Annotated in this window: 23 protein-coding genes; 5 read left to right on the top strand and 18 right to left on the bottom strand. The window is 59.7% G+C overall.

The window, feature by feature from the left end:
- Positions 1-109: 109 nt before the first annotated feature.
- The 6 genes from NQ490_RS13150 to spoIIP all read right to left on the bottom strand — a co-directional run bounded on the left by NQ490_RS13150 (position 110) and on the right by spoIIP (position 7,839).
- Positions 110-2,275 carry a M23 family metallopeptidase gene (locus NQ490_RS13150; protein ID WP_007046705.1) on the bottom strand — a complete coding sequence of 722 codons (2,166 nt, stop codon included), beginning with the start codon at positions 2,273-2,275 and terminating at the stop codon, positions 110-112.
- A gap of 90 nt (positions 2,276-2,365) precedes the next feature.
- The gene (locus NQ490_RS13145; RefSeq protein WP_007046706.1) at positions 2,366-3,598 is read right to left on the bottom strand and encodes a murein hydrolase activator EnvC family protein; all 1,233 of its coding nucleotides are present in this window, start codon (positions 3,596-3,598) and stop codon (positions 2,366-2,368) included.
- A gap of 170 nt (positions 3,599-3,768) precedes the next feature.
- Entirely contained in the window at positions 3,769-4,023 is a 255-nt protein-coding gene (locus tag NQ490_RS13140) for a hypothetical protein (RefSeq protein WP_007046707.1), read from the bottom strand.
- Between the two features lie 163 nt (positions 4,024-4,186).
- The gene (locus NQ490_RS13135; protein ID WP_007046708.1) at positions 4,187-5,215 is read right to left on the bottom strand and encodes an A/G-specific adenine glycosylase; all 1,029 of its coding nucleotides are present in this window, start codon (positions 5,213-5,215) and stop codon (positions 4,187-4,189) included.
- The gene (gene asnS / locus NQ490_RS13130; RefSeq protein WP_007046709.1) at positions 5,216-6,601 is read right to left on the bottom strand and encodes an asparagine--tRNA ligase; all 1,386 of its coding nucleotides are present in this window, start codon (positions 6,599-6,601) and stop codon (positions 5,216-5,218) included. It lies immediately after the preceding gene.
- A gap of 92 nt (positions 6,602-6,693) precedes the next feature.
- Complete coding sequence (gene spoIIP, locus NQ490_RS13125; RefSeq protein WP_242654984.1) at positions 6,694-7,839, bottom strand: stage II sporulation protein P; 1,146 nt, start codon at positions 7,837-7,839, stop codon at positions 6,694-6,696.
- 139 nt (positions 7,840-7,978) lie between these two features.
- Here spoIIP and rpsT point away from each other — a divergent pair, with 139 nt between their 5' ends.
- Positions 7,979-8,245, top strand: a complete 267-nt coding sequence (gene rpsT, locus NQ490_RS13120) for a 30S ribosomal protein S20 (protein ID WP_007046711.1) — start codon at positions 7,979-7,981, stop codon at positions 8,243-8,245.
- Positions 8,246-8,299: 54 nt separating this feature from the next.
- Here the strand turns inward: rpsT and NQ490_RS13115 are convergent, their stop codons facing one another.
- Genes NQ490_RS13115 through NQ490_RS13100 form a run of 4 tightly spaced genes read right to left on the bottom strand, consistent with a single transcriptional unit; the run spans position 8,300 to position 10,728 of the window.
- Positions 8,300-8,656, bottom strand: a complete 357-nt coding sequence (locus NQ490_RS13115; protein WP_007046712.1) for a SpoVA/SpoVAEb family sporulation membrane protein — start codon at positions 8,654-8,656, stop codon at positions 8,300-8,302.
- Positions 8,653-9,678 carry a stage V sporulation protein AD gene (locus NQ490_RS13110; protein WP_007046713.1) on the bottom strand — a complete coding sequence of 342 codons (1,026 nt, stop codon included), beginning with the start codon at positions 9,676-9,678 and terminating at the stop codon, positions 8,653-8,655. The genes NQ490_RS13115 and NQ490_RS13110 overlap by 4 nt, the downstream gene beginning before the upstream one ends.
- A gap of 3 nt (positions 9,679-9,681) precedes the next feature.
- Positions 9,682-10,125, bottom strand: a complete 444-nt coding sequence (locus NQ490_RS13105; RefSeq protein WP_007046714.1) for a SpoVA/SpoVAEb family sporulation membrane protein — start codon at positions 10,123-10,125, stop codon at positions 9,682-9,684.
- 33 nt (positions 10,126-10,158) lie between these two features.
- The gene (locus tag NQ490_RS13100) at positions 10,159-10,728 is read right to left on the bottom strand and encodes a GNAT family N-acetyltransferase (protein ID WP_007046715.1); all 570 of its coding nucleotides are present in this window, start codon (positions 10,726-10,728) and stop codon (positions 10,159-10,161) included.
- 79 nt (positions 10,729-10,807) lie between these two features.
- Between NQ490_RS13100 and prmA the strand changes: the two genes are divergently transcribed.
- Together prmA and NQ490_RS13090 are read left to right on the top strand one after the other, a co-directional pair.
- The gene (gene prmA, locus NQ490_RS13095; protein WP_007046716.1) at positions 10,808-11,728 is read left to right on the top strand and encodes a 50S ribosomal protein L11 methyltransferase; all 921 of its coding nucleotides are present in this window, start codon (positions 10,808-10,810) and stop codon (positions 11,726-11,728) included.
- 1 nt (position 11,729) lies between these two features.
- Positions 11,730-12,458, top strand: coding sequence for an RsmE family RNA methyltransferase (locus NQ490_RS13090; RefSeq protein ID WP_007046717.1), 729 nt, complete (start codon positions 11,730-11,732; stop codon positions 12,456-12,458).
- A gap of 93 nt (positions 12,459-12,551) precedes the next feature.
- Here NQ490_RS13090 and NQ490_RS13085 read toward each other — a convergent pair whose 3' ends face one another.
- Both NQ490_RS13085 and NQ490_RS13080 read right to left on the bottom strand, forming a co-directional pair.
- Complete coding sequence (locus NQ490_RS13085) at positions 12,552-13,007, bottom strand: MerR family transcriptional regulator (RefSeq protein ID WP_007046718.1); 456 nt, start codon at positions 13,005-13,007, stop codon at positions 12,552-12,554.
- Positions 13,008-13,021: 14 nt separating this feature from the next.
- Complete coding sequence (locus tag NQ490_RS13080) at positions 13,022-13,951, bottom strand: nucleotidyltransferase family protein (protein ID WP_007046719.1); 930 nt, start codon at positions 13,949-13,951, stop codon at positions 13,022-13,024.
- A 210-nt stretch (positions 13,952-14,161) separates the two neighbouring features.
- On the opposite strand from NQ490_RS13080, the gene NQ490_RS13075 reads away from it, so the two are divergent.
- Together NQ490_RS13075 and NQ490_RS13070 are read left to right on the top strand one after the other, a co-directional pair.
- Complete coding sequence (locus NQ490_RS13075) at positions 14,162-15,349, top strand: patatin-like phospholipase family protein (RefSeq protein WP_007046720.1); 1,188 nt, start codon at positions 14,162-14,164, stop codon at positions 15,347-15,349.
- A gap of 18 nt (positions 15,350-15,367) precedes the next feature.
- Positions 15,368-16,948 carry a putative PEP-binding protein gene (locus NQ490_RS13070; protein WP_007046721.1) on the top strand — a complete coding sequence of 527 codons (1,581 nt, stop codon included), beginning with the start codon at positions 15,368-15,370 and terminating at the stop codon, positions 16,946-16,948.
- Between the two features lie 53 nt (positions 16,949-17,001).
- Here NQ490_RS13070 and NQ490_RS13065 read toward each other — a convergent pair whose 3' ends face one another.
- The 6 genes from NQ490_RS13065 to glmS all read right to left on the bottom strand — a co-directional run bounded on the left by NQ490_RS13065 (position 17,002) and on the right by glmS (position 25,585).
- Positions 17,002-18,660, bottom strand: coding sequence for a protein kinase domain-containing protein (locus NQ490_RS13065; protein WP_007046722.1), 1,659 nt, complete (start codon positions 18,658-18,660; stop codon positions 17,002-17,004).
- 66 nt (positions 18,661-18,726) lie between these two features.
- Positions 18,727-19,464 (bottom strand): YebC/PmpR family DNA-binding transcriptional regulator, encoded by a 738-nt coding sequence (locus NQ490_RS13060; protein WP_007046723.1) that lies wholly within the window; start codon positions 19,462-19,464, stop codon positions 18,727-18,729.
- Between the two features lie 190 nt (positions 19,465-19,654).
- Entirely contained in the window at positions 19,655-20,740 is a 1,086-nt protein-coding gene (locus NQ490_RS13055; protein ID WP_007046724.1) for a PucR family transcriptional regulator, read from the bottom strand.
- A gap of 213 nt (positions 20,741-20,953) precedes the next feature.
- Positions 20,954-21,580, bottom strand: coding sequence for a sugar transferase (locus tag NQ490_RS13050; RefSeq protein ID WP_007046725.1), 627 nt, complete (start codon positions 21,578-21,580; stop codon positions 20,954-20,956).
- Positions 21,581-21,584: 4 nt separating this feature from the next.
- Entirely contained in the window at positions 21,585-23,576 is a 1,992-nt protein-coding gene (locus NQ490_RS13045) for a polysaccharide biosynthesis protein (RefSeq protein ID WP_007046726.1), read from the bottom strand.
- Positions 23,577-23,743: 167 nt separating this feature from the next.
- Entirely contained in the window at positions 23,744-25,585 is a 1,842-nt protein-coding gene (gene glmS, locus NQ490_RS13040; protein ID WP_007046727.1) for a glutamine--fructose-6-phosphate transaminase (isomerizing), read from the bottom strand.
- Between the last annotated feature and the right edge of the window lie 261 nt (positions 25,586-25,846).

Here is a 25,846-nt window from a genome sequence, read left to right as displayed (position 1 = left end):
CTCCTTTGGGCCATACTATGGCTGACGGGGCCCGGGTGTTCCTCACGCATCGGGGACAGGCATACAAAAAGTGCCCTGTCCCAAGGGGACAGGGCACCAACGTGCAGAATCAATAATATTTGAGGGCATCACACTGACCACGCCAGACCTGCAAAGGATCCACCGGCACTGTGCCAATGCGGACCTCTGCCACGGTGGTCTTGTTGCAGGTGGCAAGCGTCTGCCCCTGTTTGAGCTCCTCGCCGGACTTGACGCTGATCTTCTGCAGATTGTAGAAGATGCTCTTGACGCCGGCACCATGGTCAATGACCAGCGTATAGCCGAAGTCACCGCCCAGATCCTTGGCCAGCAGAACCTTGCCGCTGGCCGGCGCGATCAACAATTCACCGGACGTGGTATCCAGCACCAGATTGGTCAAAGTACGGCCGCCGGACCCGTTGTTGGAATTGCGCTGGCTGTAATTGCGTCCTACATACTCGGTGGTTCCGAACGCCAGCTTGACGTCCAGCGTATTGAGGAACGGCTGGACAAACCCGCCGTTGGACCAGGCAATGGCCGTATCGCTCTGGGTCAGAAGCTTCTGCAATTCGGCCGGAATGTCATACTGCCCGATGTAGGGCGAAATACGCTGGGAATTGTTGTAATAATCCTTGTACTCCCAGCTGACGGCCTTGACCTTAAGTTCCAGTGTTTCGGTATAGCCACCCGCCGTGACCACGATGGTCTGGGTACCTGCCGGTTCATCCCAGGGGACAGGAAGATAGCAGACCCATCCGGAGCTCGCCTTGAAAAAGCCTGCATTTTCCAGCTCGGTCTGCAGGGTAGGCTGTGAACCATCCAGCGTGTCGCCGACGCGAACCGCCACCGCGCTGCCCTGATTGGCCGCCGTGCTGGAGAGCCGGACCGAGGGGCGCACCCCCACAGTAAAATGGAAGTACCAGGTTTCGCTGCCTGTCACCGAGGTATCCCCGGGCACCGAACTGGCGTCACTGTGCACCACCAGCTTGGCCGTGTAGGTACCGTTGCTGGTGAACTGGAAGGAGGAGAAGGTATCGGTATCCCCTTCAAAAATCACATTCTCTTCCGCGTCGGTCACCGTAAGCTCGGTACGGTAATCCGAGGGAGAAATCACAAAGTCTGGGGAGACCTGATCGATGGTCTCGCTCAGATCCACCGGTGTGCTGCTGTAGGTATCGGCATAGGTCCGTTTGAACAAGTTGCCGATGACCGGGACCTTCCACTTGTAGGCGGTGGGTTCCAGCGTCTGGCCGGCAAAAGTCACGGTAATCTGCGGCAGCATATCCGGCGTGGCACTGCGATACAGCCAGGCCACCCCGCAGCCGGCAATGACCAGCACGAAGAACACCACCAGCAGGAACCACTTTGCCATGCCGGACAACCCAGTGCGCAGATGATCCTGCAGGGTAACGGCGGCTTCCTCCTCTTCGTCGTCCGCCTCGGGCTGGATCTCTGCGGCTTCTTCCGCAGCCTCCTCTTCACTGACGCGGGACATGATCTGTTCTACCGACAGCTGTACCGTGCGCGTCAGATCCGAAAGCCGCTGCTCATCTTCCTCGGGAAGTTCTTCTTTAGCAGAAGAATCCTCTTCGGTTTCCGCCAAAGCGGGTTCTTCCGGGGTTTCCTCTGCGGTCTTTTCTTCGGTTTTCTCATCCGTCTCCGGTGTTGGTGCCGTTTTTTCCGACGGTTCCGGAATTGCCGGTTCCTCGGATTTTTCCGGGGATTCAGTCGTTTCCACTTCCGCAGGCGGAGTCGGGCCGGGATTTTCCGGCGCACTCTCTTCCTTGGCGGAAGTCTGCTCTGTTTGCGAAGGTTCCAGGGACTGCGGCCCCTCTGTTTCACCCTCCGGCACCGCCGCTTCCGGTTCCGCGGCAGCCTCTTCATCCGCCGATTCTTCGGCCTTTTGTGCCGGCGTGTCCTCGGCTTCCTGTACGGTTTCCACGGGCTGCGCAGGCTCAGCCAGTTCCGGGGATTCCGGCTCGGCAGCCACTGCGTCCTGCGCCGGGGTGTCTTCTGCCGCCGGTTCAATCTCTTCGCCAGCGGGTTTTGCCTCTTCCGTCACCACATCCGGCTGTGATGCAGCCGGTTCAGGCGGCTGTTCTGCCGTTTCTTCCAAAACGTTTTCCGGCTCCTTCTTTTCCTGTTCCGGCGTTGCCTTCACCGCAGGATGCGCCCCGGCCGCAGAGTTCTTCTTTCTGCGGCGACGCTTTTTGTCCGTTTTCTGCCCAGGCGTGGTCCTGTTCTTCTCTTCTTGCATGGTCTATGCCACTCTCCTGTTCCCCTCGTTGCGCACACCCTGAAAACGCTGTGCAGTCTTCAGGGATTTTCTATGCAAAGGCAGAGCCGCTTATTCCGACTCGCGGTATTGCAAGCCGCTGCTGCCCAGAATCGCTTTATCGGGATCGACAGATTTGTTGCCGATCCGCAGTTCGTAAATCAGGTCATGCTCCTCCCCGGCTGTTCCCACGGCATCACCGGTACTGACCGTCTGGCCTTGCTCCGCCGTGACGGTCTGCAGCCCATACAGATAGCTCTTGACCCCACAGCCGTGGTCGATGACCACCGTGCCGCCCGTCAGCGTCAGTGTGCCGGCAAAGACGACCTTTCCGTTCTGGGGCGCCGTGATGGTCTCTCCCGGAGAAGCCGCATAAGTCAGACCGGTCGCCTGTCCGCTGCGCTGTCCGTCCACCATCTGTACTACGCCATAGGATAACGTGACCTCGGCGGCGCTGGGGCGCTGGAAAGCCCCCGACCAGAGCTTTTCGCTTTCCCCCGTGGTGTACAGCGGCCAGATGGCATTGCGGAATTCCTCGGCCCCACCGGAGTCTTCCTCCGCCGGAACCGCCGCATTGCCGTACTCCGTCTTGCTGACCGACAGGGTCACTTCCTGGGTGAGGCTGCCGCAGGTCAGCGTCATGACATGATCGCCGCTCTCGGCATTGTAGGTTACGGGGATGTAACCCATATATCCGCTGGCCGTTTTACGGAACCAGACCGTTCCCAGGTCAGTTTCCAGGGAAGGCTCCCCGTCCAGAATGCCGGACAGCATGATGGCCACCACACTGCCCTGGGCTGCCCGTTCACTGCTCAGCGTCACAGTAGGCGTGAGCTGCATCGTGTAAGCGGCATGATAGGCATACCACCCCTGGGCGTCAGCGGGCGGCTCATTTTCCTGGTGATAGGCAGTCACGACCAGGTCATAGTCGCCGTTCTGTGTGTAGGTATAGGTATTGCAGTCTTCCACACCGCCGGACCAGCTGGTACCGTCCGGTGCGGTGATCGTGATCTCCGCCCGCGTCACCCAGGCAGGCAGCACAAGCTGGGGCACCGTATCGGTAAAGGTGCCCAGTTTCTGCACGGTCAGATTGGTAAGACTTTGATAGGTCTTGTTGACCGAGTCGCCCAGTACAGGCACAACCCAGTCCCAGCCATTGGGTTCCAGTGACGTCTCACCGAAGGTGACCGGTTCCTGCGGCAGCGCATCCTCCCCGGTACGGCTGTATAAAAAGGCTGCCGTACCGCCCAGAATCAGCGCGACCATGACAATGACCATGACCAGCCAAAGCAGCAATTTGCGCATAACGTCTCCTTGCCAAGCCGTCCCGCATACCGGGGAACACGCACCGGACTCCGGGCGGCTTGCGGCGGGACCGCAAAGCGAGCCATCGCCTTGCGGTGACTAAAAAGCCGGGCGCGGTCAGGTTTGCGCCCGGCGGCTTATTGTATTTTCAGTGGGGCAAAAGCGGCGGATCACAGACCCGCTTCGTCCGCATCCCCGGTAGCTTCGGGTTCCGTGGCAACCGGCTCTTCCTGAATCTTTTCGTAGACGGGACCGTCATCATATTCGTCGTCGTCCTCGTCCTCATATTCATCGTTGAAGAGCAGACGTTCGTACTCGTCCAGCTCCTTCTCACGGCGGTAAAGATACAGCGCAGCAGCGGTCAGCGCACCGGCTGCAGCAAACAAAAACGCCAGCACGGCGCCAAAAGTCGACTTCTTCATCATGGGGCATTCTCCTTTCCGGAATCGGGGCTGCGCAGCCGCAGCCGTACGGTTGTGAACGTCCCGCTGTACGGGCACACACGCCCCGCATCGGGTCCTCTTTATTATACCCGACCCCACACCGGAATACAACACCGCATATGTAAAAATTTGGCGGATCGGGTTTCTATTTTTTCATGTAAGCCGCATAGGCATTGGGCACTGCATAAACCTGTTCCAGCTCTTCCGGCGCTGCCCAAACCCAGCCTTCCGGCAGCGCACAGGCAGGCGCCGCGGCATGCCAGCCACCCAGGTTCCAGATCTTATGGGTAAAGACATGGCGGGCAGCAGGCAGCGCATCACCCCAAGTGACCTGTACACCAATTTTACTCAGTTCTTCTGCCAGTTCTGCCTGGGACATGACAGTTTCCCAGGCTGCCGGCTGCCACAGTCCAGCCAGCAATCCCCTGGCCGGGCGGCGTTGCAGAAGAAGCCCCGCCGGGCTTTCCACCAGCGCCACTGTAACAGCCACCGGTGTTTTTACCTTGGGTGCCGGTTTGACCGGCAGGTCCGCCTGCCGCCCCGCCGCGTATCCCAGACAGAGTGCGGCCAACGGGCAGGCCTCGCAGCGCGGCATGCCCGGCACACAGACCAGCGCCCCCAGTTCCATCAGGGCCTCATTGTAGGGGCCGGGCGTTTCCTTGGGCATCTGCTCCAGCACCCGACCGGTGAACAGCCGCTTGGTGGCGGGCTGCATGATGTCGGCATCGTCATTGTACAGGCGGGCAAAGACCCGCAGCACATTGCCGTCCACCGCAGGTGCCGGGATGCCGAAGGCAATGCTGGCAATGGCACCGGCGGTATAGTCGCCAATGCCCGGCAGTGACCGCAGGGCATCGTAGTCAGACGGCAGGTCCCCGCCGTACTGCTCGCAGACGATACGGGCTGCTTTCTGCATATTGTTGACGCGGTTATAATAACCAAGTCCCTGCCACAGCTTGCGCAGGGCGTCCGGCTCGCAGGACGCCAGCGCCGCCGGATCAGGCAGGGCTGCAATAAAACGGTTGTAGTAGGGAATTGCCGCGGCCACACGGGTCTGCTGGAGCATGATCTCGCTGACCCAGATATGATAGGCAGAAGGCTCCTGCCGGAAAGGCAGGAGCCTTTTGTTTGCCTGAAACCATTGCAGCAGCGGCGGCGCAATGGGCCGCAGCATTTAGAAACCTCCACAGGTGCGCGGGAACGGGATGACGTCCCGGATGTTGGGGATGCCGGTCACATACATCAGCAGGCGCTCGAAGCCCAGGCCGTAGCCCGCATGCTTGACGCTGCCGAAACGGCGCAGATCGAGGTACCAGTCATAGTCCTCCCGGCGCAGTCCCAGCTCGTCCAGACGGGCCAGCAGCACATCCAGGCGCTCTTCACGCTGGGAACCGCCGATCAGCTCGCCGATGCCGGGCACCAGCATGTCGGCAGCGGCAACGGTCTTGCCGTCCTCGTTCTGGCGCATATAGAAAGCCTTGATCTCCTTGGGATAGTCGGTGACAAAGACCGGCTTCTTGAAGATCTGCTCGGTGAGATAACGCTCGTGCTCGGTCTGCAGATCCATGCCCCAGGACACCTTGTACTGGAAATTGGCATCGTTCTGCTTGAGCAGCTCGATGGCGTCGGTGTAGCTGACGCGGGCAAAATCAGAGTTGGCGACCAGCTCCAGACGCTCGATCAGGCCCTTGTCAAAGAACTGGTTGAAGAAGGCCAGTTCGTCGGGGCAGTTGTCCAGCAGATAGCGAATGACATACTTGGTCATTGCCTCGGCGGTGTCCATATAGGTGTTCAGGTCAGCAAAGGCCATCTCCGGCTCGATCATCCAGAACTCGGCCGCATGGCGGGTATCATAGCTCTTCTCAGCACGGAAGGTCGGTCCGAAGGTATAGACATTGCCCAGGGCCATAGCCATGGCTTCCGCTTCCAGCTGACCGGACACCGTCAGGTTCACCGGGCGCTTGAAGAAATCCTTGGTATAGTCCACGGCACCGTCCTCGGTGCGGGGAATGTCGTTGAGGTCCATGGTCGTGACCTGGAACATCTCGCCGGCGCCCTCACAGTCGGAGCCGGTGAAGATGGGGGTATGCACGTAGGTAAAGCCCCGCTCATGGAAGAACTGATGGATGGCAAAGGCAGCCTGACCGCGCACACGGAAAGCCGCGTTGAAGGTGTTGGTGCGCGGACGCAGGTGGGTCATGGTACGCAGATAGTCCATGCCCATCTTCTTCTTCTGCAGCGGATACTCGGGACCGCAGGGCCCCAGCACCGTGATAGCATCGGCGTTGATCTCAAAGGGCTGCTTGGCATTGGGGGTCAGCACCAGCGTGCCGGTGACCTCAAAGCTGGTATACAGACCGCACTTGGCGATCTCGGCGTAATTGGCCAGTTTATCGGCCTGGAATACGATCTGGACAGGCTTGTAGCAGCTGCCGTCGGACAGCGAGATAAAGCCGATATTCTTGGAATCGCGCACCGTTTTGGCCCAGCCGCAGACGGTGACTTTGGTGCCGTCGGCGGGGGTGGCCTTGTACAGCGATACGAGTTCGGTTCTCTGCATGGGTGGTCCACTCCTCTTTATTAAAAACAATGATTGTTTTTATTATAGCGGGTCGGGACCGAATTGTACAGTATTTTTTTGACAGGCTTTCCTCATTCCACATGGCCGCCCAGCAGCACGGCCAGCGCCTCGGCTGCATACTGTCCGCCGCGGATTGCCTCCGCCACTGTGTTGGCATGACCGCCGATCTCGATGAGCAGGCTGCCGGTGGTCAGGTCCTGATTGTAGTACCGGTAGGCGCACATGACCGGCCGGGTCAGCCCCGGCGTGCGGCTTTCCATGGCATCTTCCCAGGCCGCCGCGAAGCGCAGATTGAGCCGCCAGTTGGGCAGGCGGATACTGGAACCGTTATCACACCCGGCAATGATCATGACCTGGGCGGTGTCTTCCCCGTCCACGGTGCACAGCGGTTTGACCCGCGTGCCGTCGGCATCCTCGATGGCATCCCGGTGGACGTCCAGCACCACCTTGATGGAAGGGTATTTTTCCAGATACGCCTGGGTGGTGGCGTAGCTGCGGTCATAGCTTTCGGTGTAGCTGGGAGAATCGTGGAGTGTGGTGTCATGCAGCGTGTTGATGCCCGCCGCATTGAGAACTTCCGCCATCTTCTCCCCCACCGCGCACATATTGAGTTCGTTGTTCTGGGTGCGGGCGGTAAAGTCAGGATCGTAGACAAGATCCGGCCAGGTCTGGTAGGTCTCGGTGGCGTGGGTGTGCAGGATCAGCACCTGGGGTTCCTCGCTGTCCACCTCCACGGCAAAGGGCAGCGACGGCGTCGTGACGGCTGCCCGCAGATCGGCGTCGCTGTACTGGGTAAGGTTATGGATGCTGCCGGCTCCCAGGGTAATATACCCGGTCCCGCTGCCCTGCCCGTACTGTTCCGCCCGGATGGAGCCGGGGTTTTCGATTTGCGGCGCAGCGCTGGGCAGCGGTGTGACGGTGGGTTCCGGGGACGGGGACGGAGAAACAACCGTGCTTTCTGGTTGTGAGTCCGGGGAAGGCTGCGGAGTAGCCTCGGGGCTGACCGCAGAAGGCTGCGGAGTGGCGGGGCGCGGCTTTTCCACCGGCACCGGCCAGCTCAGCGATACCGTCGCCGCCGGGTCCTGGCAAAGCATCGCCCCGCGCAGCAGCCAGGCCCGCCCCGGCAGACGGGCCACCGCCGCCAGTGTCAGAGCCGTTCCGCCCACCAGTACCGCCGTACAGAGCAGAACCGCCAGGCAGCGGCGCAGCAAAGCCATAGACTCCACCTCCATTCCCTCCCACTTTATGTGGTTTTTGTGCCTTTCATGAATATTTTTTTGAAAAAGGACTTGCAAGGGCTGAAAAAATGTGGTAGGATAACTTGTACTGTTATGGGGAACCAAGGAGGTGGAACGAATGCCTAACATCAAATCTCAGAAGGACCGCGTTGTCCAGGCCAAGAAAGAGGCCATGCACAACAAGGCCATCAAGTCCAACCTGAAAACAGTGATCAAAAAGGCAGACGCTGCCATCGACAGCAATGCTGCTGACAAAGACGCCGTCATGAAAGCCGCCGTCTCTGCCATTGACTCTGCCAAGAGCAAGGGTGTCATCCATAAGAACACCGCTGCCCGCAAGGTCAGCCGCATGGCTAAGCGCGCCAACAAGGCTGCTGCTCAGTAATTGATCGCATGAACAATGCCCGCCGGGGAAACCCGACGGGCATTTTCATTTGCCTTAATTCTGATCCCGGCTTTTGCCCACCAGCGCCGCCAGCAAGGCAAACAAAAGGCTGGCCGCGATACCGCCGGAAGCTGCCGTCAGGCCGCCGGTAAAAACGCCGGGCAGCCCGCACTGGTCCACCGCCTGCCGGACCCCCTGGGCCAGCAGATGGCCGAACCCCAGCAGCGGCACACTGGCCCCGGCCCCGGCCAGGTCCGCCAGAGGCTTGTACAGTCCCACTGCGCTGAGGATTACCCCACCGACCACGTACCCCGTCAGGATCCGCGCCGGACTCAGACTGGTATAGTCGATGAGCAGTTGCCCCACGACGCAGATGGCGCCGCCAATTACAAAGGCCCAAAAATAATTCATACCGTTTCCTCCCCTGCCAGTTCCACACAATGGGCAATGCCGGGAATGCTCTCCCCCTGCAGAAAGGTGGTCTGACTCATCAGAGCCCCGGTTGCCACAAACAGCACCCGGTGGTATTGCCCGCTCTGCAGTCCCGGCAAAATATGGCTGCAGAGTACCGCCGCGCTGCAGCCGGCTCCGCTGCCGCCCGCCTGTACATTCTGGGCGGGCACATCATATAAAAGGCAGCCGCAGTCCTTGTGATTGGGCAGCGGGATGCCCTCCCGTTCCATCTGCTCCTTCAGAAGCGCACTGCCCACTTCGCCCAGATCCCCGGTAAACACCGCATCAAAATCCGTCGGTGCGGCACCGGTGGCCGCAAAATAGCGAAGCAGCGTGGAGGCTGCCGCCGGCATCATGGCGGCCCCCATATTATTGATGTCGTGCACCGCATAGTCCTGCACACGGCCGAACGTCACCGACAGAACCGGCACGCCGCGCTGTCCGGGCCCCCGGAGCAGACAGGCTCCCGCGGCAGTGGCTGTCCACTGGGCGGTAGGCGTGCGTTTGGCGCCGTAATCCAGCGGTGTACGGAACTGACGCTCCGCTGCACAGAAATGGCTGCTGGTCAGCGCCATCACCTGATGCACAATACCTCCGGCAGCCAGGGAAGCCGCCAGGCATAGCGTTTCGGCCATGGTGGAGCAGGCGCCATAAACACCGGCAAAGGGAATCTCCAACGCCCGCATCGTGTAGTTGCTGGCCGTACACTGGGCCTGCAAATCCCCTGCCAGAGCCAGGTCCACCTCCTTGCGGCTGATACCTGCCTTGCGCAGACAGAGTTCGGCGGCCTTCTGCTGCAAAAAGCTCTCCGCCTGCTCCCAGTTGGCACACGATTGGTCAGGGAAAGAGGCATCCTGGGTCAGAAAATCAAACCCCGGCGCCAGCGGACCCTCACTTTCTTTTTTGCCGCCCGCTGCCGCCCACGCTGCAATGACCGGCGGCTTTTCAAAAAGTACGGTATCTTTTCTGCGGATGGCCATGGTTCACCCGACCTTTCCCAGCAGCCAGTAGAGCACGCCCCACACCGCCGATGCCGCGGTGCCGTAGGCGATGACCGGCCCCGCAATCCCGAAAATTTTGGCGCCCACACCGGTGACCCAGCCTTCCGCCTTGAATTCAATGGCCGGGCTCACCACCGAATTGGCAAAACCCGTGATGGGCACGAGTGTCCCTGCACCTGCTTTGGTCGCCAGTTTCTGATACCAGCCCAGTGTCGTGCAGACCGCTGACAGAAAGATCAAGGCGATGCTTGTCAGCGTGCCGGCGAGAGACGCGTCGTACCAGATCAGGAAAAACTGGCGTAGCGCTTCCCCCAGCAGGCAGATCCCGCCGCCAACAAAAAATGCCCACAGGCAATCCCGGATCGCAGGCGAAGGCGGCGACGCACGGGATACCATGTCGGCATACTCTTTTGGATTCAGTTTCATCGTTACTACGCCCCCTTGAGGGGTAGTATACCCTCAGGGACCGAAAAATATCACGTTGCCGCGATAATAGGGTTCCGGGACCATCATGCGGTAAAGATCCTTGAGTTCCTGCCCCACCACTTCGTCAGCCGCGTGACCGCCGCAGGGCAGCGTCAGGATGCGGTAGCGCACGCCGAACACCCGGCTTTCGATCCGGGTGGCACAGGCCCCCGCCCGCAGATAAAACGCAATGCGGCGCTCTGCCACTGCCCGGTCGGGCGCTTCGTCGGGGTGCTCACACTCCAGGATCAGATCATCGAGGCGATCTTTGTAATAAGCGGCCAGGGTGTGCAGGGCCCGGGTCCCGATGCCCCCGCCCCGCAGGTCGCTGCGAACGGCGAAATAGTCCAGCAGGGCGCTGCGCCGCCCCGGGAGCAGCACCTGCCAGGCGTAGGCCTGCAGATGACCGTTCTCATCTTCCAGAGCCAGGGGTTCGTAGATTCCCGCCTGCATCATCTCACGCACGGCGGTAAAGGGTTTGAGTTCCGCAGCAGGAAAGTCCTGCACCATGCGGGTCTCGTAGATTTTTTGCGCCGCAGCGCAGTCCAGCAAACGGATTTGCATGGGGATTTCTCCTTTCTACATTGAATTGTGAGGGGGTTTCCTGTATAATACAGATAATTTGAAACGGAGGACTTTTCGTATGGAATGGACCGATATCAGCATCACCGTCGCCAAACGCGACGCCGACACCGCCGAAGCCATCGCCACGATGGTTGCCAACGGCGGCATCTATATTGAGGATTACAGCGACCTGGAACAGCAATCCTGGGAGATCGCCCATGTGGACCTCATCGAGCAGGAACTGCTGGACAAGCCCCGGGACATCGTCATCGTGCACATGTATCTGGCACCCGACGAAAACCCGGCGGAGATCCTGCCCCTGTTCGAGGAGCGCCTGAAAAACAGCGGCATTGAATACCAGCTGAACACCACCGGTGTGGAGCAGGAAGACTGGCAGAACGCCTGGAAAAAATACTACCACCCCATGGATATCGGCAATCGCCTGGCCATTGTCCCCGGCTGGGAGAAGTATGACACCGACCGCATCGCCATCACCATGGATCCCGGCATGGCCTTCGGCACCGGGACCCACGAGACCACCAGTCTGTGCCTGGAAACGCTGGACGCCATCGTAAAAGGCGGCGAGCGGGTACTGGATATCGGCACCGGTTCCGGCATTCTGGCCATCGCAGCCTTGAAACTGGGGGCCAAAGTGGCCGAGGGTGTGGACATTGATCCCATGTGCGTGCGCACCGCCGGGGAAAACGCCGAGCGTAACGGTGTAGCGGACCGCTTCACCGTGCTGGTGGGGGACCTTTCGGACAAGGCGAGCGGTCAGTACAACATCATCACCGCCAACATCGTGGCGTCGGCCATTCTGTCGCTGGCACCTCACGTACCGGCTTTGATGGCACCGGGCGCCCGGTTCATCGCCAGCGGTATCATCGACGAGCGCAAGCAGGAAGTGCTGGACGGTCTGGCGGCCGCCGGGCTGACGCCGGTGGAAGTCAAGGAAAAGCGCGGCTGGGTCTGCATCATCTGCGAAAAGAAAGAGGCATAAGATGCCGCACCGCTATTTTACCAGAGAACTGGCCGATGGGCAAGCCGCCCTCACCGGCAGCGACGCCCATCATCTGGCCAACGTCATGCGCGCCCGCGCGGGGGAGGAAGTGGTCCTCTGCGGACCGGACGGACTGGAATACACCGGCACCGTCACCGCCATCCAGCCTGGGCGGGTGGAATTTTCTGTCAGCGAGGGTGCCCCCAGCAAGGCAGAACCCGACATGGCAGTCACCCTGTTTGTGGGATACCCCAAGCAGGGCAAGCTGGACGAGATCATCCGTCACAGCGTCGAGTTGGGCGTGCATGAGATCATCCCCTTCTTCAGCCGTTACTGTGTGGCCGCCCCCAAGAAGGAAGATGCCAAGAACGAGCGGTACAACCGGATTGCCGCCGAAGCTGCCAAACAGGCCGGACGGGCACAGATTCCCCATGTAGCTATGCCGCTGGAGAACTTTGACGCCGTCTGCCGCGCCCTGTCCGCCTACGACAAATCGCTCTTTTTCTACGAGGGAGGAGGTTCCCCCTTGCGGGAACTGCTGACCCCCGGCTGTGCGCAGCGGCTGGCCCTGGTCACCGGCAGCGAAGGCGGCTTTTCCACCGAGGAGGCCGCGGCCGCCGCAGAAGCCGGTGCCATGACCGTGGGTCTGGGGCCGCGCATTCTGCGCTGCGAGACCGCGCCGCTGGCCGCACTGACCGCCGCCATGCTGTTGACCGGCAACCTGGAGTAACCCATACTATGGCAGTCAGCTTTCCTGCGTGTCTGCCTTTTCCCGCCGCAAAGATAAGCCCTCTGTCCAAAAGACAGAGGGCTTTTGCTGTTTTCAGTTGTCACCGCGGCCATGGGCATGCTGGAAGGCTTCCCGGTATTCCTCCGGGATATCTTCCGCCGTCTGGCCATCATGGATGGAGGTCGTACCGGCGGCCTCGGAGGTCTGGTAGAACCAGAGCTTATAGTCCAGCAGATCCAGCGTCTTCTGCAGCTGGGCCATCTGCTGCTGCACAGCCCGGCGCCGGTTCACAAACAGCTGCAGCCGCTCCGGGATGGTGGAATCCCCTTCCCAGCACAGATCGATGTACCGCCGGATCTCCTTGATGGAAAGCCCCGACTGCTTGAGGCATTCGATGATGCTCAGCCATTCGTAGTCCTTCTCCTTGAAGACCCGGATGCCGCCGTCCGAACGTTCCACATAGGGCAGCAGCCCTTCCTTGTCATAATAGCGCAGCGTCGAAGGGGCCACCCCCAGACGTTTCGCCATCTGTCCTACCGTATATTGCATGATGGTTTTCCTTATCAGAACAGTTTGTCCGTGGGATACAAGCCGTCGGCGCTCATCTTCTGCAGCGCCGCCACAAGGTCGGGCTTATCCTCGCGGTAGGTGATGCCGTACCACTTGTCGGCACTGGTCAGCACATGGACATCCGCTTCTTTCCGCTGCAGGGAAGCCGTCACCACGGAGGGCAGGTAGTACTCGCACTTCAGCGGATTCACCGGCAGATTCTCTTTCAGGAAGGCGGCAAAACCGGCCTTTGCCTCGGCAATGTACCCCGGCGTAAAGCCCCACAGGTTCATGGAGACCACTGTGTCGGCGGGCAGGTCGGTCCAGGTGGTGCCGCCGTCCTCGGTAAAATGGATACCGCCGTCATAGGGTTCGATACAGGTGCGCTCGGTCACACTGACCAGATTGCTGTTTGCATCCGTAACGCAGACGCCGCGGCTGACACTGCCGTTGGCGCTAACCGTATTGCCCAGCAGGAACCCGACCATTGACCAGGCATACCGGTCGCCGTCCGCATGGGTGCTGAGGTAGTCGTAGATCAGCCGGAAGCCCTGGGGACCATAGTAATCGTCGGCGTTGATGACCGCAAACGGGGCGTCGCCGATGGCTTCCTCTGCCACCAGAATGGCGTGAGCCGTGCCCCAGGGTTTGACGCGTCCCTCCGGCACAGGGAAGCCTTCCGGCAGCTTGTCCAGCTGCTGGTAGGCATAGCGGACTTCCAGCCCGGCGCGCTGGGCCCGCGCTCCCACAGCCTCCTTGAAAGCGTCTTCGATTTCGTGCTTGATGATAAACACAACCGTCTCAAAACCCGCGCGGCGGGCGTCGTAGAGGCTGTAGTCGATGATGGCTTCCCCGGAGGGGCCCACCGGATCAATCTGCTTCAGACCGCCGTACCGGCTGCCCATGCCGGCGGCCATGACCACCAGAATCGGTTTTTTTGCCATAAAGAATCTCCTTCCCCCACCCGGGCACAGCAAGGCAACCGGATGGTTTCCACTGTCTCCATGATACACGCTCTCCGCCTTTCTTGCAAGTCCTGCACCGCCAAGGGAACAAAATCCCGAAAATGTTACGCAATTCCTGGTAGCAATCCCCGGTGGAGAATGGTATAATGGGTATAAATATCCATTTTACCTGCAAGGAGGGGTGCCGCCATGCCGAGATCCAAGCCTGTGCGCGCGCTGGTCCTGGCCGGCGGCGGCGCCAAGGGCAGTTACCAGGTAGGCGTCTGGCGCGCCCTGCAGGAGCTGGACTGGCATCCCGCCATCATTACCGGCGCCAGTGTAGGAACGCTCAACGGCTGTATGTTCACCCTGGGCAAGGCCCGCGAGGTGGAAGAGCTGTGGCGATCCCTGGAGATTCACGATGTTCTGGACGTTCCCGCCACCCTCAACCCCGAAGAGCTGAACGCCTTTTTTCAGGATGTGATCCGCAGCGGCGGCCTGAACGTGGAACCCCTGGCCGAGCGCATCGACGTCCTCATCGACGAAGATGCCGTACGCCGGGCACCGATTCACTTTGGTCTGGTCATGACCGAGATGTCCACCATGCGCAGCCTGCAGTGTCCCATTGAAGCCATCCCCCAGGGACGGCTGAAGGATTACCTGCTGGCCTCCAGTGCCTGCTTTCCGGCGCTGCGCCCCCGTGAAATCGACGGTGTGAAATACATCGACGGCGGCTGGCGGGACAACATGCCCCTGCAGCTGGCCGCCTCCATGGGCGCCACCGAACTGTTGGGAGTGGACATCGACGGCATCGGCATCGTACGGCAGAACAACACCGGACTGCCCACCCGCATCGTGCGCAGTCACTGGAATCTGGGCCCCACCCTGGACTTTGATCCCGCACGGGCGGCGCGTAACATGGCACTGGGATACTTTGACACCCTGCGTCTGTTTGGCCGCATGGGCGGTACCGCGTATGCCATCCAACCGGATCCCGACGCGTTTCTTTCCCGTTTTGCAGAAGGCTATCAACGGCTGCTGGCCGAAGTCAACGCCCGCGCCCCCGGTATGGACCGGGTGGAAAAGAGCGCCCGGCAGCGCACCGGTTATCCGGCCCCCTTCGCCCCCAATCCCAGTGCCCCCACCCGTGGAGCACTGGCCCCGTTGGAACTGGCCTGTGAACGGCTGCATGTGCCGGAGGACCTGGCCTACACCCCTAAACTTCTGGCGGCCGCTTTTCTGGGCAGCTTTGACAAGGACCCGGCTGATCGCTTTCCCGCGCTGCTGAGCGGCAAGGACGGCAGTCTTGTGGCGGAACGCGCTCTAGCCACCGCTGTGCCGGAAGAATTTGTGACAGCCTTGGTCAGCCGGGTTCTGACCGGCATGTCCCCGCTGTAACCGTCAAAGGAGGCTTGTATGTATACATTTACCGGTGTATCCGCATCCGCCGGGATCGCGATCGGCCCGGTAGAGCAGATCGATCACGGCACCGCCGGGCTGCACCGCATTGTGTGTGACCCGTTCCGGGAGCGCGCCCTGTACGATGTAGCGGTGGTGCTCGCCAAGGATGAGCTGCGCCGCCTGAGCCAGCGCGCCAAAGGACCGGACGCTGACATTCTCCTGTTCCAGATCGCGCTGCTGGAGGATGAATCCTTCACCAACGAAATCGGTGATTACATAGCGGCCGGCGCCGGTGGCGCCGCCGCCGTAGAGCGTGCCGAGCAGATTTTTGCCGGGCGCCTGAACAATGTGGATGATGAATACATCCGGGAGCGCAGCGTGGACGTCTGCGATGTATGCCGCCGTGTGGTGGATATTCTGGACGGCCGCCCCCGCCGCCGGCTGCACCTGAAGCGGCCAAGCATTTTGGTTGCGGACCGCTTTTTCCCCAGCGATCTGTTCAGTCTGGACCGGCGGATGATCCTGGGACTGGCGAGTAATCAGGACAGTTCGGTGAGCCACGCAGCCATCATGGCCCGCAGCATGGGCATTCCCGCCGTGATCCAGCTGGGCGACGGCGTGGCGGCACTGGCCGCCGGACACCGGGCGATCCTGGATGCCTCCGACGGAGACACCGGCACCCTTATCATCGAACCGGACGGAACTCATATGGCTCAGGCCGACTGCAAAGTGGCCGAGAATCGGCTGCACGGGCGCACACCCGACCCGGTGGCAGCCCTCCCCTGCCTGACCAGGGACGGCACAGCCTTCCGCCTGTTGACCGCCACCAATGCCACCTCCGACCCCGGGGAACTGCTGCCCCAGGGTTCAGCGGGCATCGGCCTGCTGCGCACCGAATCCGTCATCATGGATGATCTTTCGGAAGACGCGCAGTTTGCCCGTATCCGGGAAAAACTCCAGTATTCCGACGGTGCCATGGTGGCCGTACGTACCTGCGACACCCACGCAGATGACGACTCTCCCTGGACCGCCGAGATTGCCAAACGCCTGCAGGGGCACCGCCTTTTCTGGCCCCAGATCAAAGCCCTGCTGCGGGCAGCACCTTACGGAGACCTGCGGCTACTCTTCCCCATGATTGCCGGCGTGGAGGACTGGGACGCCTGCATGAATGAAGTGGAGACCTGCCGTCAGGAGTTGTACAAAGACGCCCCCGACGCAGCGATGCCGCCTTTCGGCTGCATTGTGGATACGCCTTCGGCGGCGCTGCTGGCCGGGGAGCTCATTGAACACGGCGCCCAGATGCTGGCGATCGACATTGAGGATCTGACCCGCTACACACTGGGCCTTATACAGGATTCCACCGCTGCCGTCGCCAAGGTGGATAACCCTGCCGTGCGGCGCCTGGTCAAGGAGGTCCTGCAACAGGCCGAGGCCCGCGGCGTGGAAGTGTATCTGTGCGGCATCACCGTCGAGAGCATCGCCCGCATTCCGGTTTATCTCCATTTAGGAATACGGACCTTCAGCGTGGAACCAGCGGCCATTCTGCCGCTGAAAAAGCTGCTGATGCAGGAAGACCTTCGCCAGGATCAGAACTGAATTCCGTGGATAACAATAAATCCCACCTGCTTTGCGGCAGGTGGGATTTTGCTTCATTGACTCTGTGCGGAATCCGAGGCTGCGCTGTCTGCACCGCTCTGGCTTTCGCCGTCACCGGTGGTTGCCACCAGCGTATCATCCCGCTCTCCGGCAATGAAAACACTGACGATGGTCTTTCCGGCGTCAAACTTGGTTCCGGCCAGCACATCGGTCTTGGCCACACAGCCTTCCGCCATGGTGCCGTCGTTTTCCACGATCTGCATCTTGTACTGGATGCCCCGCTCATCCAGCTGCTTGCTGGCATTGGACTGGGTGAAACCGATGATATCCGGCATTTCCACCAGGTTCGGGCCTTTGCTGACCACGATCTGGATGATCTCCCCCTCCTCGGTCTTGAGGGTTCCCGCCACCGGATCCTGGCTGATGACAATTCCCGCCGCAATCTCGGAACTGTTTTCTTCGGTCATGACGATGCGGTATCCCGTATACAGGTCATTGTCCTTGATCTCGCTGGCATAGCGCTTTCCCACCAGGTCCGGGATGGTTTCCGTCGCCTGGGAGGACGCCTCCCCGCTCTGTGCGCTGTCACTGGCTGTCTGAGTCGGCACCGGTGTCTCCGCACGGTTGTTTCCGCTGGTATCCAGCAGGCTCCAGACCAACAAAATCGCCAGCACAACGATCACAACCAGCGAGACCGCCATAATTTTGCGGGTACTGATCTGATTATCCCCCCGCTCAAACATGGCATTGGCCACATTGGGGTCGGTGAGAGCGCTCATCAGTTCCGGCACCGTCTGCATCCGGCGTGCGGGATCCAGACGCAAGGCGCAGGCCAGCACCTGGGAAAACCAGGTCGGCACACCGGCTTCCAGGCTGTGTGCCGACTCCAGGCTGTCCCGCACCTTGCGTTGGGGCGCCGAAACCGGGGTCTGGCCCGTCACCAGTTTGTAGCAGACTGCCGCCAGGGCATAGACGTCTGTATAGCGGCCACTGAACTCCGCCGCCGAATATTGTTCCGGCGCCGCATATCCCGGATACAGCTGACTCTTCAGTTCGCTGCCGCCGGTGCGCAGAGCCAACGTTCCATAGCCGGTCAGCCGGGCTGTACCATCAATGGGCAGCAGAATATTGTCCGGGCAGATGCCGCGATGGATCAGCCCTGCTTTGTGCAGTTGGGTGACGCCCTCCATGATGGGCTGCAGCAGCGTCCGGGCTTCGGCAGGCGTCAGCGTGCGGCTGCGCAGACTCAGATAATGCGTCAGCGTCATGCCTTTCTCGCTTTCCTCCACGGCATAGACGGTATTGTTTTCTTCCATGACATCCAGGATCGTGCTCAGTCCGGTGGCCGGTGTCAGATTGTGGAGGTCATCGTACAGATCCTTGAAATCCATCCGGCTGGTTTTGAACAGCACCTCCTTGCCCTCCTTGGGCATCAGGGCTCCGTCGGCGCTGCGTCCGTTGCAGAGCGTCACCGGGAAGTATTCTTTGATCAGGACGAACCTTTTTTCCTCATTGAGCACGCCCCGGTAAGAAAGTCCGTCGCCGTCGGCGCTGAGATAGCTGCCCACCGTGTAGCGTCCCGCCAGCTGGGTGCCCAGCGGCAGCGCTCCTTCGGGATTCTGGTTTTCCAGCGATCGGCCGCAATGGGGACAGTCCCCGTGGTACCCGCCCGCAAGAGGCTGCAGGCAATGCGGGCAAAGAAGTTCCGCCATAGAAGTTCCTTTCGTTAAAACAAGAAAAGAGAGCTGGGTTTGGCCCTTCGCTCTCTCCTTTTCCTCTTATCGGTCGAGGTCTTCCTCATTCTCCAGCGAATGCCAGGCGTTCTGCACGTCGTCGTCATCGTCCAGCGCATCCAGCAGCTTGCCCATCTGGGTCAGCTGGTCGGGATCGGTCAGCGTGGTGGTGGTGGCGGGCACCTGCGCCACATCGGCGGAGATGAAAGTATATCCCTTGTTCTGCAGCGCATCGCAGACCGCAGTGAAGTTTTCCGGCGTGGTGGTGACCTGGGCGGCTTCCTCCCCGGCGTCAAAATCCTCTGCACCGGCATCCAGGGCATCCATCATCAGTTCATCGGGATCCTTGTCCTCCAGATCCACAACGATAACGCCCTTCTGGGTGAACATGAAGCTGACGCAGCCCATCTGGCCCAGGTTACCGCCGAACTTATCAAAGTAGTGGCGCATGTTGGCCGCCGTACGGTTGCGGTTATCGGTCAGGGTCTCCACCATGACTGCCACACCGCCGGGACCGTAGCCCTCGTAGGTCATGGCTTCGTAATCCGCCTTGTCGCCGCCTTCGGCGCGTTTGATGATGCGCTGGATGTTATCGTTGGGCACACTGTTGGCCTTGGCCTTGGTGATCAGGGCCGCCAGCTTGGAGTTGGAGGCAGGGTTGGAACCGCCTTCCTTGACAGCAACAGCGATCTCGCGGCCGATCTTGGTGAACACCTTGGCGCGGGCGCCGTCGGTCTTTTCCTTCTTACGCTTGATATTGTTCCATTTGCTATGTCCGGACATAAATATGGGTCCCCCTCGTTTGTATTCATTCAGGCTTTTGACTTTGAGCCGATAATTACCAGTTAAGTATTATAGCACAACCAGACGTCCTTTTCAAGTACCGGCTCCGCCGCTTCTGTCAGGAATTTGGGCAGTTTTACGGCTGTCCATACAAAAAAAGCCCCGCCTGTCGGCGGGACCCGAATACCGTTTAATATTTGGCCGGGTTGGCGGAGAGGTACTTCTTGACCATCAGCGCCACCTTGAAGACGATGGCATCGTCAAAGTTGCGCAGATCCAGACCGGTCAGCTTGCGGATCTTCTCCAGACGATAGACCAGCGTGTTGCGGTGCACGAACAGCCCACGGCTCGTTTCGGAAACGTTGAGGTTGTTTTCAAAGAAGCGCTGGATGGTGAACAGTGTCTCGGCATCCAACGAATCAATGCTCTCCTGTTTGAAGACTTCCCGCAGGAATGCCTCACACAGCGTGGTGGGCAGCTGATAGATCAGACGGGCGATCCCCAGGTGATCGTAGCTGATGACCTGGCGCTCGGTATCAAACACCTTGCCCACTTCCATCGCGATCTGGGCTTCCTTGAAGCTGGAGGCCAGATCCTTGATGTTGTTGATGGGCGTACCGATACCCACCACAGCCTTGATGTAATGGTCCCCCTGGAGCGTATCCACGATGGAGGTGGCCAGTTTTTCCATATCCCGGGTGTTGTTGTCAGGCTTGATCTCCTTGACCAGGACGGTATCGCTCTCGCTGATGTTGAAGACGAAATCCTTCTGCTTGTCCGGGAAGAGGCCGCTGACCACATCATAGGCCGAGATATCGTTGCCGGAGGTCACACGGATGAGCAGCACCACCCGCTGTGCATCCGAGATGAAATGCAGCTCCCGCGCCTTGGCATAGATATCGCCGGGCAGGATGTTGTCCAGCACCACATTCTTGATGAAGTTGGTTTTGTCAAACTTCTCATCATGGTACTGCTTGATGCACTGCAGGCTGATGGACAGCATCGCCGCAAACTGTGCCGCCGTGGGGTCGGTGCCCTCCACAAAAGCCGCATAGTCATTGTGCTTGGCATTGGAGAACTGGTGGTAGGAATATCCGTCCCGCACAAAGGCGTCCCCGGCCGTCTGCCGCACGGCGGCCACTCCGTCGCGCACTTCGCCGATCTGCCCCAGTTCGGAGCAGGAGATTACCGTACCGGTTTCATCCACGACGCCGACCACGCGGTCAACGGCCTCTTTCATCTGGTACACCACGTTCTGGAATACCCTGTTCGCCATAGTCTGTAACTCCCCTTTGGTTCATTTGGGCGATTTGGCAAAATGCCTTTTGGTAAACTGCCCGAAAACAGAAAGCTCTTGATGTATATTTTACACAATCCTGTTGACTTTTGCAACATATTTTAACGAAAAAAGCAAGATTTTCTTGTACAATTTTCGTTCATCTGCAAAAAACACCCCGCTGAAGCGGAATTCAGCGGGGTAAAAGCTCCGTCATTTTGACGACGTATCCTTTTGGGAAGCGTCCATTGCCCCGGTGCCGCCCTCGACGACACCGCGGCGCTGGAACACATAGGTGAAGCTGCGGAAGAAGATGCTGCAGTCCATGCCGAAGGTCAGGTGGGCCGCATACTCACCATCGTACTTTGCTTTCACATCGATGGGCAGTTCATCGCGGCCATTGACCTGCGCCAGCCCGGTCAGACCGGGGCGGATATCGTTGGCGTGGACCTTATCCCGCGCCTCAATCAAGTCATACTGGTTGTACAAAGCCGGGCGAGGCCCGATGATGCTCATCTGCCCTACCAGAATGTTGTAGATCTGGGGCAGCTCATCCAGACTGGTCTTGCGCAGAAACGCACCGCTTCTGGTAATGTAGCTGTCGGGGTTCTTGAGCAGATGTGTCGGCACATCATGGGGGGTGTCCCCGCGCATGGTGCGGAATTTCAGGATATTGAAGTGGGTCTTGCCCTGCCCTACCCGGCGCTGCTTGAAAAAGACCGGTCCCGGGGAATCACATTTGATCCAGATGGCAATGATGGCCATAGGAATTGCCAGCACAATGACCGCCGCCAGCGAGAGCAAAAAATCCAGCAGGCGTTTGATATAGCGTTGATACACGGCGTCAGCCCTCCTTCGCCGGGTTTTCGGATTGCCGTTCCTTCATCTGTTTCTCGATTTCTTCTTTGGAGAAAAGGCCGGTGTTGCCATTCATCGCCACCACCGTGTGGTCGGCACGGACACGGCGGTTGGGATGGTAACTCGGCACCATATGCTGCAGGCACTCCACCACCGCGTCGTCGTTGTGATGGGCCGCCACCAGCAGCGCCTGCAGGCCATTGTAGAAATCAGCCAGATCGATCTGCATGGGCGGGGCGATGAAGATCTTGTTGTGCGCCGTTTTGCGCATCTTGTCCTGCTCGGTGTCCATGAGCAGTTCCTCGTAGAGCTTCTCACCAGGTCGCAGACCGGTGATCTTGATCTGCATGTTGACCCCCGGCTCATAGCCATAGAAACGGATCAGACGATTGGCCAGATCCATGATCTTCACAGGTTTTCCCATATCCAGCACATAGATGCTGCCGCCTTTGGCCAGACCGCCGGCCTGCAGCACCAGCTGGGCCGCCTCGGTGATGGTCATGAAATACCGGACAATGTCGGGATGGGTGATGGTGACAGGGCCGCCGCGCTTGATCTGTTCCTCAAACAGCGGGATGACACTGCCATGACTGCCCAGCACGTTGCCGAAGCGGACCGCCATGCACTTCATATCGGTACCGCCGTCAAAGGACTGGATCAGCATCTCACACAGCCGTTTGGTACAGCCCATGACGTTGGTGGGGTTGACCGCCTTGTCGGTGGACAGCTGCACAAAACGCTCCACGCCGTGTTCCGCCGCAGAGGTGAGCAGATTCTTGGTGCCGAAAACGTTGTTTTTGACCGCTTCCGCCGGGCTGATTTCCATCAGCGGCACATGCTTGTGGGCTGCGGCATGGAAGACGACCGACGGATGGTAGGTGTCGAATACCTCATCCAAACGTTCCTTGTCCCGGATAGAGCCGATCAGCGTGATGACCGGCGCATCGGCACCGTACTTGTTGCGCAGTTCGGTCTCCAGCTCATAGGCGCAGTTTTCGTAAATGTCAAAAATGAGCAGCCGCCGGGGCTGGTAGCGCATGATCTGCCGGCAGAGTTCACTGCCGATGGAACCGCCGCCGCCCGTGACCAGCACGACCTTATCGTGCAGGTACTCCGAGATCTGGGCATTGTTGAGCTGGATCTCGTCTCGGGAGAGGAAGTCCGCCGTGTTCAGTTCCCGGAAGCCGGCCGCCACCGGGTTGCCGTTCTCGTCCACCGCCTGGGGATCGGACAGCATCCGAACCCGGCAATGGGTGGAGTTGCAGAGGTTGATGATTTCGCTCAGGCGATCGCCTTTGACTGTCGTGATGGCGATGACGATTTCCATGATGTGGTATTTCCGTACCAGTTCCGGAATATCCGAAATGGTGCCCCGTACCGGAACGCCCTGCACGCGCAGCCCCTTCTTGGTCAGATCATCGTCCACCATGCAGATGGGATCCCCGAAACTCTGGTTCTTGTTTTTGCAGAGGTTGACGGCCCAGGCGCCGGCATTGCCCGCGCCGACAATGAGCAGCGGCGTGGGGTTTTCCTGTTTGTGGGAGCGGGCACCACGCACGGTCTTGATCAGCCGCCACAAAAAGCGTACACCGGCAATGGCCGCCGTATTGAAGACCGCGCCGAAGATCAGTACTGCGCCGCTGATGGGGCGGCTGCGGTAAAACAGATCGAAGAGCATGATCAGGCCGGTGGCCAACCCGGAAAGACAGGTCAGCCTGGCCAGGTCCCGCATGCCGGCGTACTCCCACATGATCTCGTACAAGCCGCCGAACCAGAACACGATCATGTAGATGGGCAGCACATAGTACAGCATGGGTGCCATCGCCCGCAAGACCTCGGCGCGCTGGTAGGCCTCACCGCTGTCGAACCGGAGCATGACGGCCAGCCAGTAACAGAAAACGATCAGTCCGCAGTCCAGCAGCATCAGGGCGATACGCCGGGGCAGACCTTTGATGATTTGTTTGGAATCCTGTAGCATGAGTCTGTTTGTTCCTTTTATCTTCCATCGATCCGAAGATCGGAAATTGCTCTATATGGCAGTATTATAACACAAATCTGCCCCGTTTGTCTTGCGGCAAACGAGGCAAACGGGGCGAAAACTACCCAAAAATAGACAACAAATTTTGGCAAATAAAGCGACGGATCTTATTCGACCGTCACGCTCTTGGCCAGATTGCGGGGTTTATCCACATCCAGCCCCTTGGCGCAGCTGACATAATAGGCCAGCAGCTGCAGCGGAATGACGGCCAGGCTCGTGGCAAAATGCGGATCGGTCTTGGGAACATAAACCGTGAATCCGGCTGTGTCCTCAATGCTGTAATTGCCGTAGGTGGTCAGACCCATGAGGAACGCACCGCGGCTCTTGACCTCCACCATGTTGGAGACGCTCTTCTCGAAGAGATCCGGCTGGGTCAGGATTCCCACCACCAGCGTACCGTTCTCCACCAGAGAGATGGGGCCATGCTTCATTTCGCCCGCGGCAAAAGCCTCCGAGTGGATGTAGCTGATCTCCTTGAATTTCAGACTGCCTTCCAGCGCCGTGGCATAGTCCAGTCCGCGTCCGATGAAGAAAGCGTCCTTCGCATTGGCATACTTGCTGGCAAACCACTGGATTCGCTCCTTGTCTGCCAGAATCTTTTCAATCTTGTCGGGCAGCGCCTCCATCTCGGCGACCAGGTTCTCATACTGGCCGTCCACCAGTGTGCCGCGCACCCGGGCAAACTCTGTGGCCAGCAGATAGCAGGCCGCCAGCTGGGTGCTGTACGCCTTGGTGGTAGCCACCGAAATTTCCGGTCCTGCCCAGGTGTACATCGTGGCATCCGCCTCCCGGGCAATGCTGGAGCCCACCACGTTCACAATGCCGATGGTCCGGACGCCCCGTTCCTTGCACAGACGCAGGGCAGCCAGCGTGTCGGCAGTCTCGCCGCTCTGGCTGATCACCAGCGCCAGGGAATCCTTCTCCAGCACCGGATTGCGGTAGCGGAACTCGCTGGCCACATCCACTTCCACCGGCAGACGGGCCAGACTCTCGAAGACGTAACGGGCCGCCATGCCCACATGGTAGGCGGAACCGCAGCCGATGATATAGACGCGGCGCACCGTGCGGATGGCCTCCTCATCCAGGGCCAGCTCCGACAGATCGATCTTGCCGTCCTTCAAACGGGGGGAGATGGTATCCCGCACGGCGGCCGGCTGCTCGTGGATCTCCTTCATCATGAAATGCTCATAGCCGCCCTTTTCGGCCGCCTCAGCATCCCACTCAATGGTGGTAGTCTCATGGCTGACAGGTTCTTTGTCGATATTGAAGAACTCGATGGAGTCCGGCGTCAGGCGCGCAATCTCCAGATTGTCGATGTAGTAGACGGTGCGGGTGTACTTGAGCAGCGCCGGCACATCGGAAGCGATGATGGAGCCGTTCTCGCACTGACCGACAATCAGTGGGCTGTCCTTGCGCACAGCATACAGTGTGCCGGGCTGATCCGCGAAAAGGATGCCCAGCGCATAAGAGCCGCGCACATGCAGCATCATGCGGGAGATGGCATCCAGTGCATCACCGGCCGATTCCCCGGTGTAGTAGTAGTCCAGCAGCTGGGCCACCACCTCGGTATCCGTCTGGGAGACAAAGGTATATCCACGGTTGACCAGGCGTTCCTTGATCTCCAGGTAGTTTTCGATGATGCCGTTGTGCACCACGGCGATCTTCTGGTCCCGGGAATAATGCGGATGGGCGTTGACCACCGAAGGCTCCCCATGGGTAGCCCAGCGCGTGTGACCGATCCCGCAGCTTCCCGGCACAGCGTTACCGCCGTCGGTCATTTCATGCAGGACCTTCAGGCGCCCCTTGGCCTTGACCACTTCGATCTTGCCGGCAGCATTCTGCACCGCCAGTCCGGCCGAATCATAGCCGCGATATTCCAGTTTGGCAAGTCCGTCCAGCAAAATCGGCGCGGCCTGCGCCGCCCCCGTAAAGCCTACGATTCCACACATTGGCGTACTCCTCCCTGTTGCAGGTGTGATAACTATGTATTTAGAATTCTTGTGTTTTCCTTTATAGAAACAGGTATACTGATTACCAGTATATTCGATTGGGCCGAAAATGTCTACCCGTTTGTACAAAAAAGCGGGCGGCCGTCAAGGGCAACGACCGCCCGCCTTGCGCATTCTCCCTTTCCGGTTTCTTACACCATAAGAACCTTTCCGAGTCCTTGCGCAGCTCTCAGCATACCACATTTTGGAAGAGTCAGCAAG

The organism is Subdoligranulum variabile (genome assembly GCF_025152575.1).
In the GTDB taxonomy this organism is placed as follows: Bacteria; Bacillota; Clostridia; order Oscillospirales; family Ruminococcaceae; genus Gemmiger; species Gemmiger variabilis.
Note: the sequence above shows the minus strand (reverse complement) of the source record. Positions and strands in the feature narration are given on the sequence as shown.

Bases quoted from the DNA above. Each gene is read 5' to 3' on its own strand.
- glmS (WP_007046727.1), bottom strand. From the start codon at position 25,585: ATGTGTGGAATCGTAGGCTTTACGGGGGCGGCGCAGGCCGCGCCGATT.
- NQ490_RS13060 (WP_007046723.1), bottom strand. From the start codon at position 19,464: ATGTCCGGACATAGCAAATGGAACAATATCAAGCGTAAGAAGGAAAAG.
- NQ490_RS13090 (WP_007046717.1), top strand. From the start codon at position 11,730: ATGCCGCACCGCTATTTTACCAGAGAACTGGCCGATGGGCAAGCCGCC.
- NQ490_RS13080 (WP_007046719.1), bottom strand. From the start codon at position 13,951: ATGGCAAAAAAACCGATTCTGGTGGTCATGGCCGCCGGCATGGGCAGC.
- NQ490_RS13065 (WP_007046722.1), bottom strand. From the start codon at position 18,660: ATGGCGGAACTTCTTTGCCCGCATTGCCTGCAGCCTCTTGCGGGCGGG.
- NQ490_RS13135 (WP_007046708.1), bottom strand. From the start codon at position 5,215: ATGCTGCGGCCCATTGCGCCGCCGCTGCTGCAATGGTTTCAGGCAAAC.
- NQ490_RS13150 (WP_007046705.1), bottom strand. From the start codon at position 2,275: ATGCAAGAAGAGAAGAACAGGACCACGCCTGGGCAGAAAACGGACAAA.
- NQ490_RS13085 (WP_007046718.1), bottom strand. From the start codon at position 13,007: ATGCAATATACGGTAGGACAGATGGCGAAACGTCTGGGGGTGGCCCCT.
- NQ490_RS13055 (WP_007046724.1), bottom strand. From the start codon at position 20,740: ATGGCGAACAGGGTATTCCAGAACGTGGTGTACCAGATGAAAGAGGCC.
- NQ490_RS13075 (WP_007046720.1), top strand. From the start codon at position 14,162: ATGCCGAGATCCAAGCCTGTGCGCGCGCTGGTCCTGGCCGGCGGCGGC.
- prmA (WP_007046716.1), top strand. From the start codon at position 10,808: ATGGAATGGACCGATATCAGCATCACCGTCGCCAAACGCGACGCCGAC.
- NQ490_RS13100 (WP_007046715.1), bottom strand. From the start codon at position 10,728: ATGCAAATCCGTTTGCTGGACTGCGCTGCGGCGCAAAAAATCTACGAG.
- asnS (WP_007046709.1), bottom strand. From the start codon at position 6,601: ATGCAGAGAACCGAACTCGTATCGCTGTACAAGGCCACCCCCGCCGAC.
- NQ490_RS13140 (WP_007046707.1), bottom strand. From the start codon at position 4,023: ATGATGAAGAAGTCGACTTTTGGCGCCGTGCTGGCGTTTTTGTTTGCT.
- NQ490_RS13110 (WP_007046713.1), bottom strand. From the start codon at position 9,678: ATGGCCATCCGCAGAAAAGATACCGTACTTTTTGAAAAGCCGCCGGTC.
- spoIIP (WP_242654984.1), bottom strand. From the start codon at position 7,839: ATGGCTTTGCTGCGCCGCTGCCTGGCGGTTCTGCTCTGTACGGCGGTA.
- NQ490_RS13145 (WP_007046706.1), bottom strand. From the start codon at position 3,598: ATGCGCAAATTGCTGCTTTGGCTGGTCATGGTCATTGTCATGGTCGCG.
- NQ490_RS13070 (WP_007046721.1), top strand. From the start codon at position 15,368: ATGTATACATTTACCGGTGTATCCGCATCCGCCGGGATCGCGATCGGC.
- NQ490_RS13105 (WP_007046714.1), bottom strand. From the start codon at position 10,125: ATGAAACTGAATCCAAAAGAGTATGCCGACATGGTATCCCGTGCGTCG.
- rpsT (WP_007046711.1), top strand. From the start codon at position 7,979: ATGCCTAACATCAAATCTCAGAAGGACCGCGTTGTCCAGGCCAAGAAA.
- NQ490_RS13045 (WP_007046726.1), bottom strand. From the start codon at position 23,576: ATGCTACAGGATTCCAAACAAATCATCAAAGGTCTGCCCCGGCGTATC.
- NQ490_RS13115 (WP_007046712.1), bottom strand. From the start codon at position 8,656: ATGAATTATTTTTGGGCCTTTGTAATTGGCGGCGCCATCTGCGTCGTG.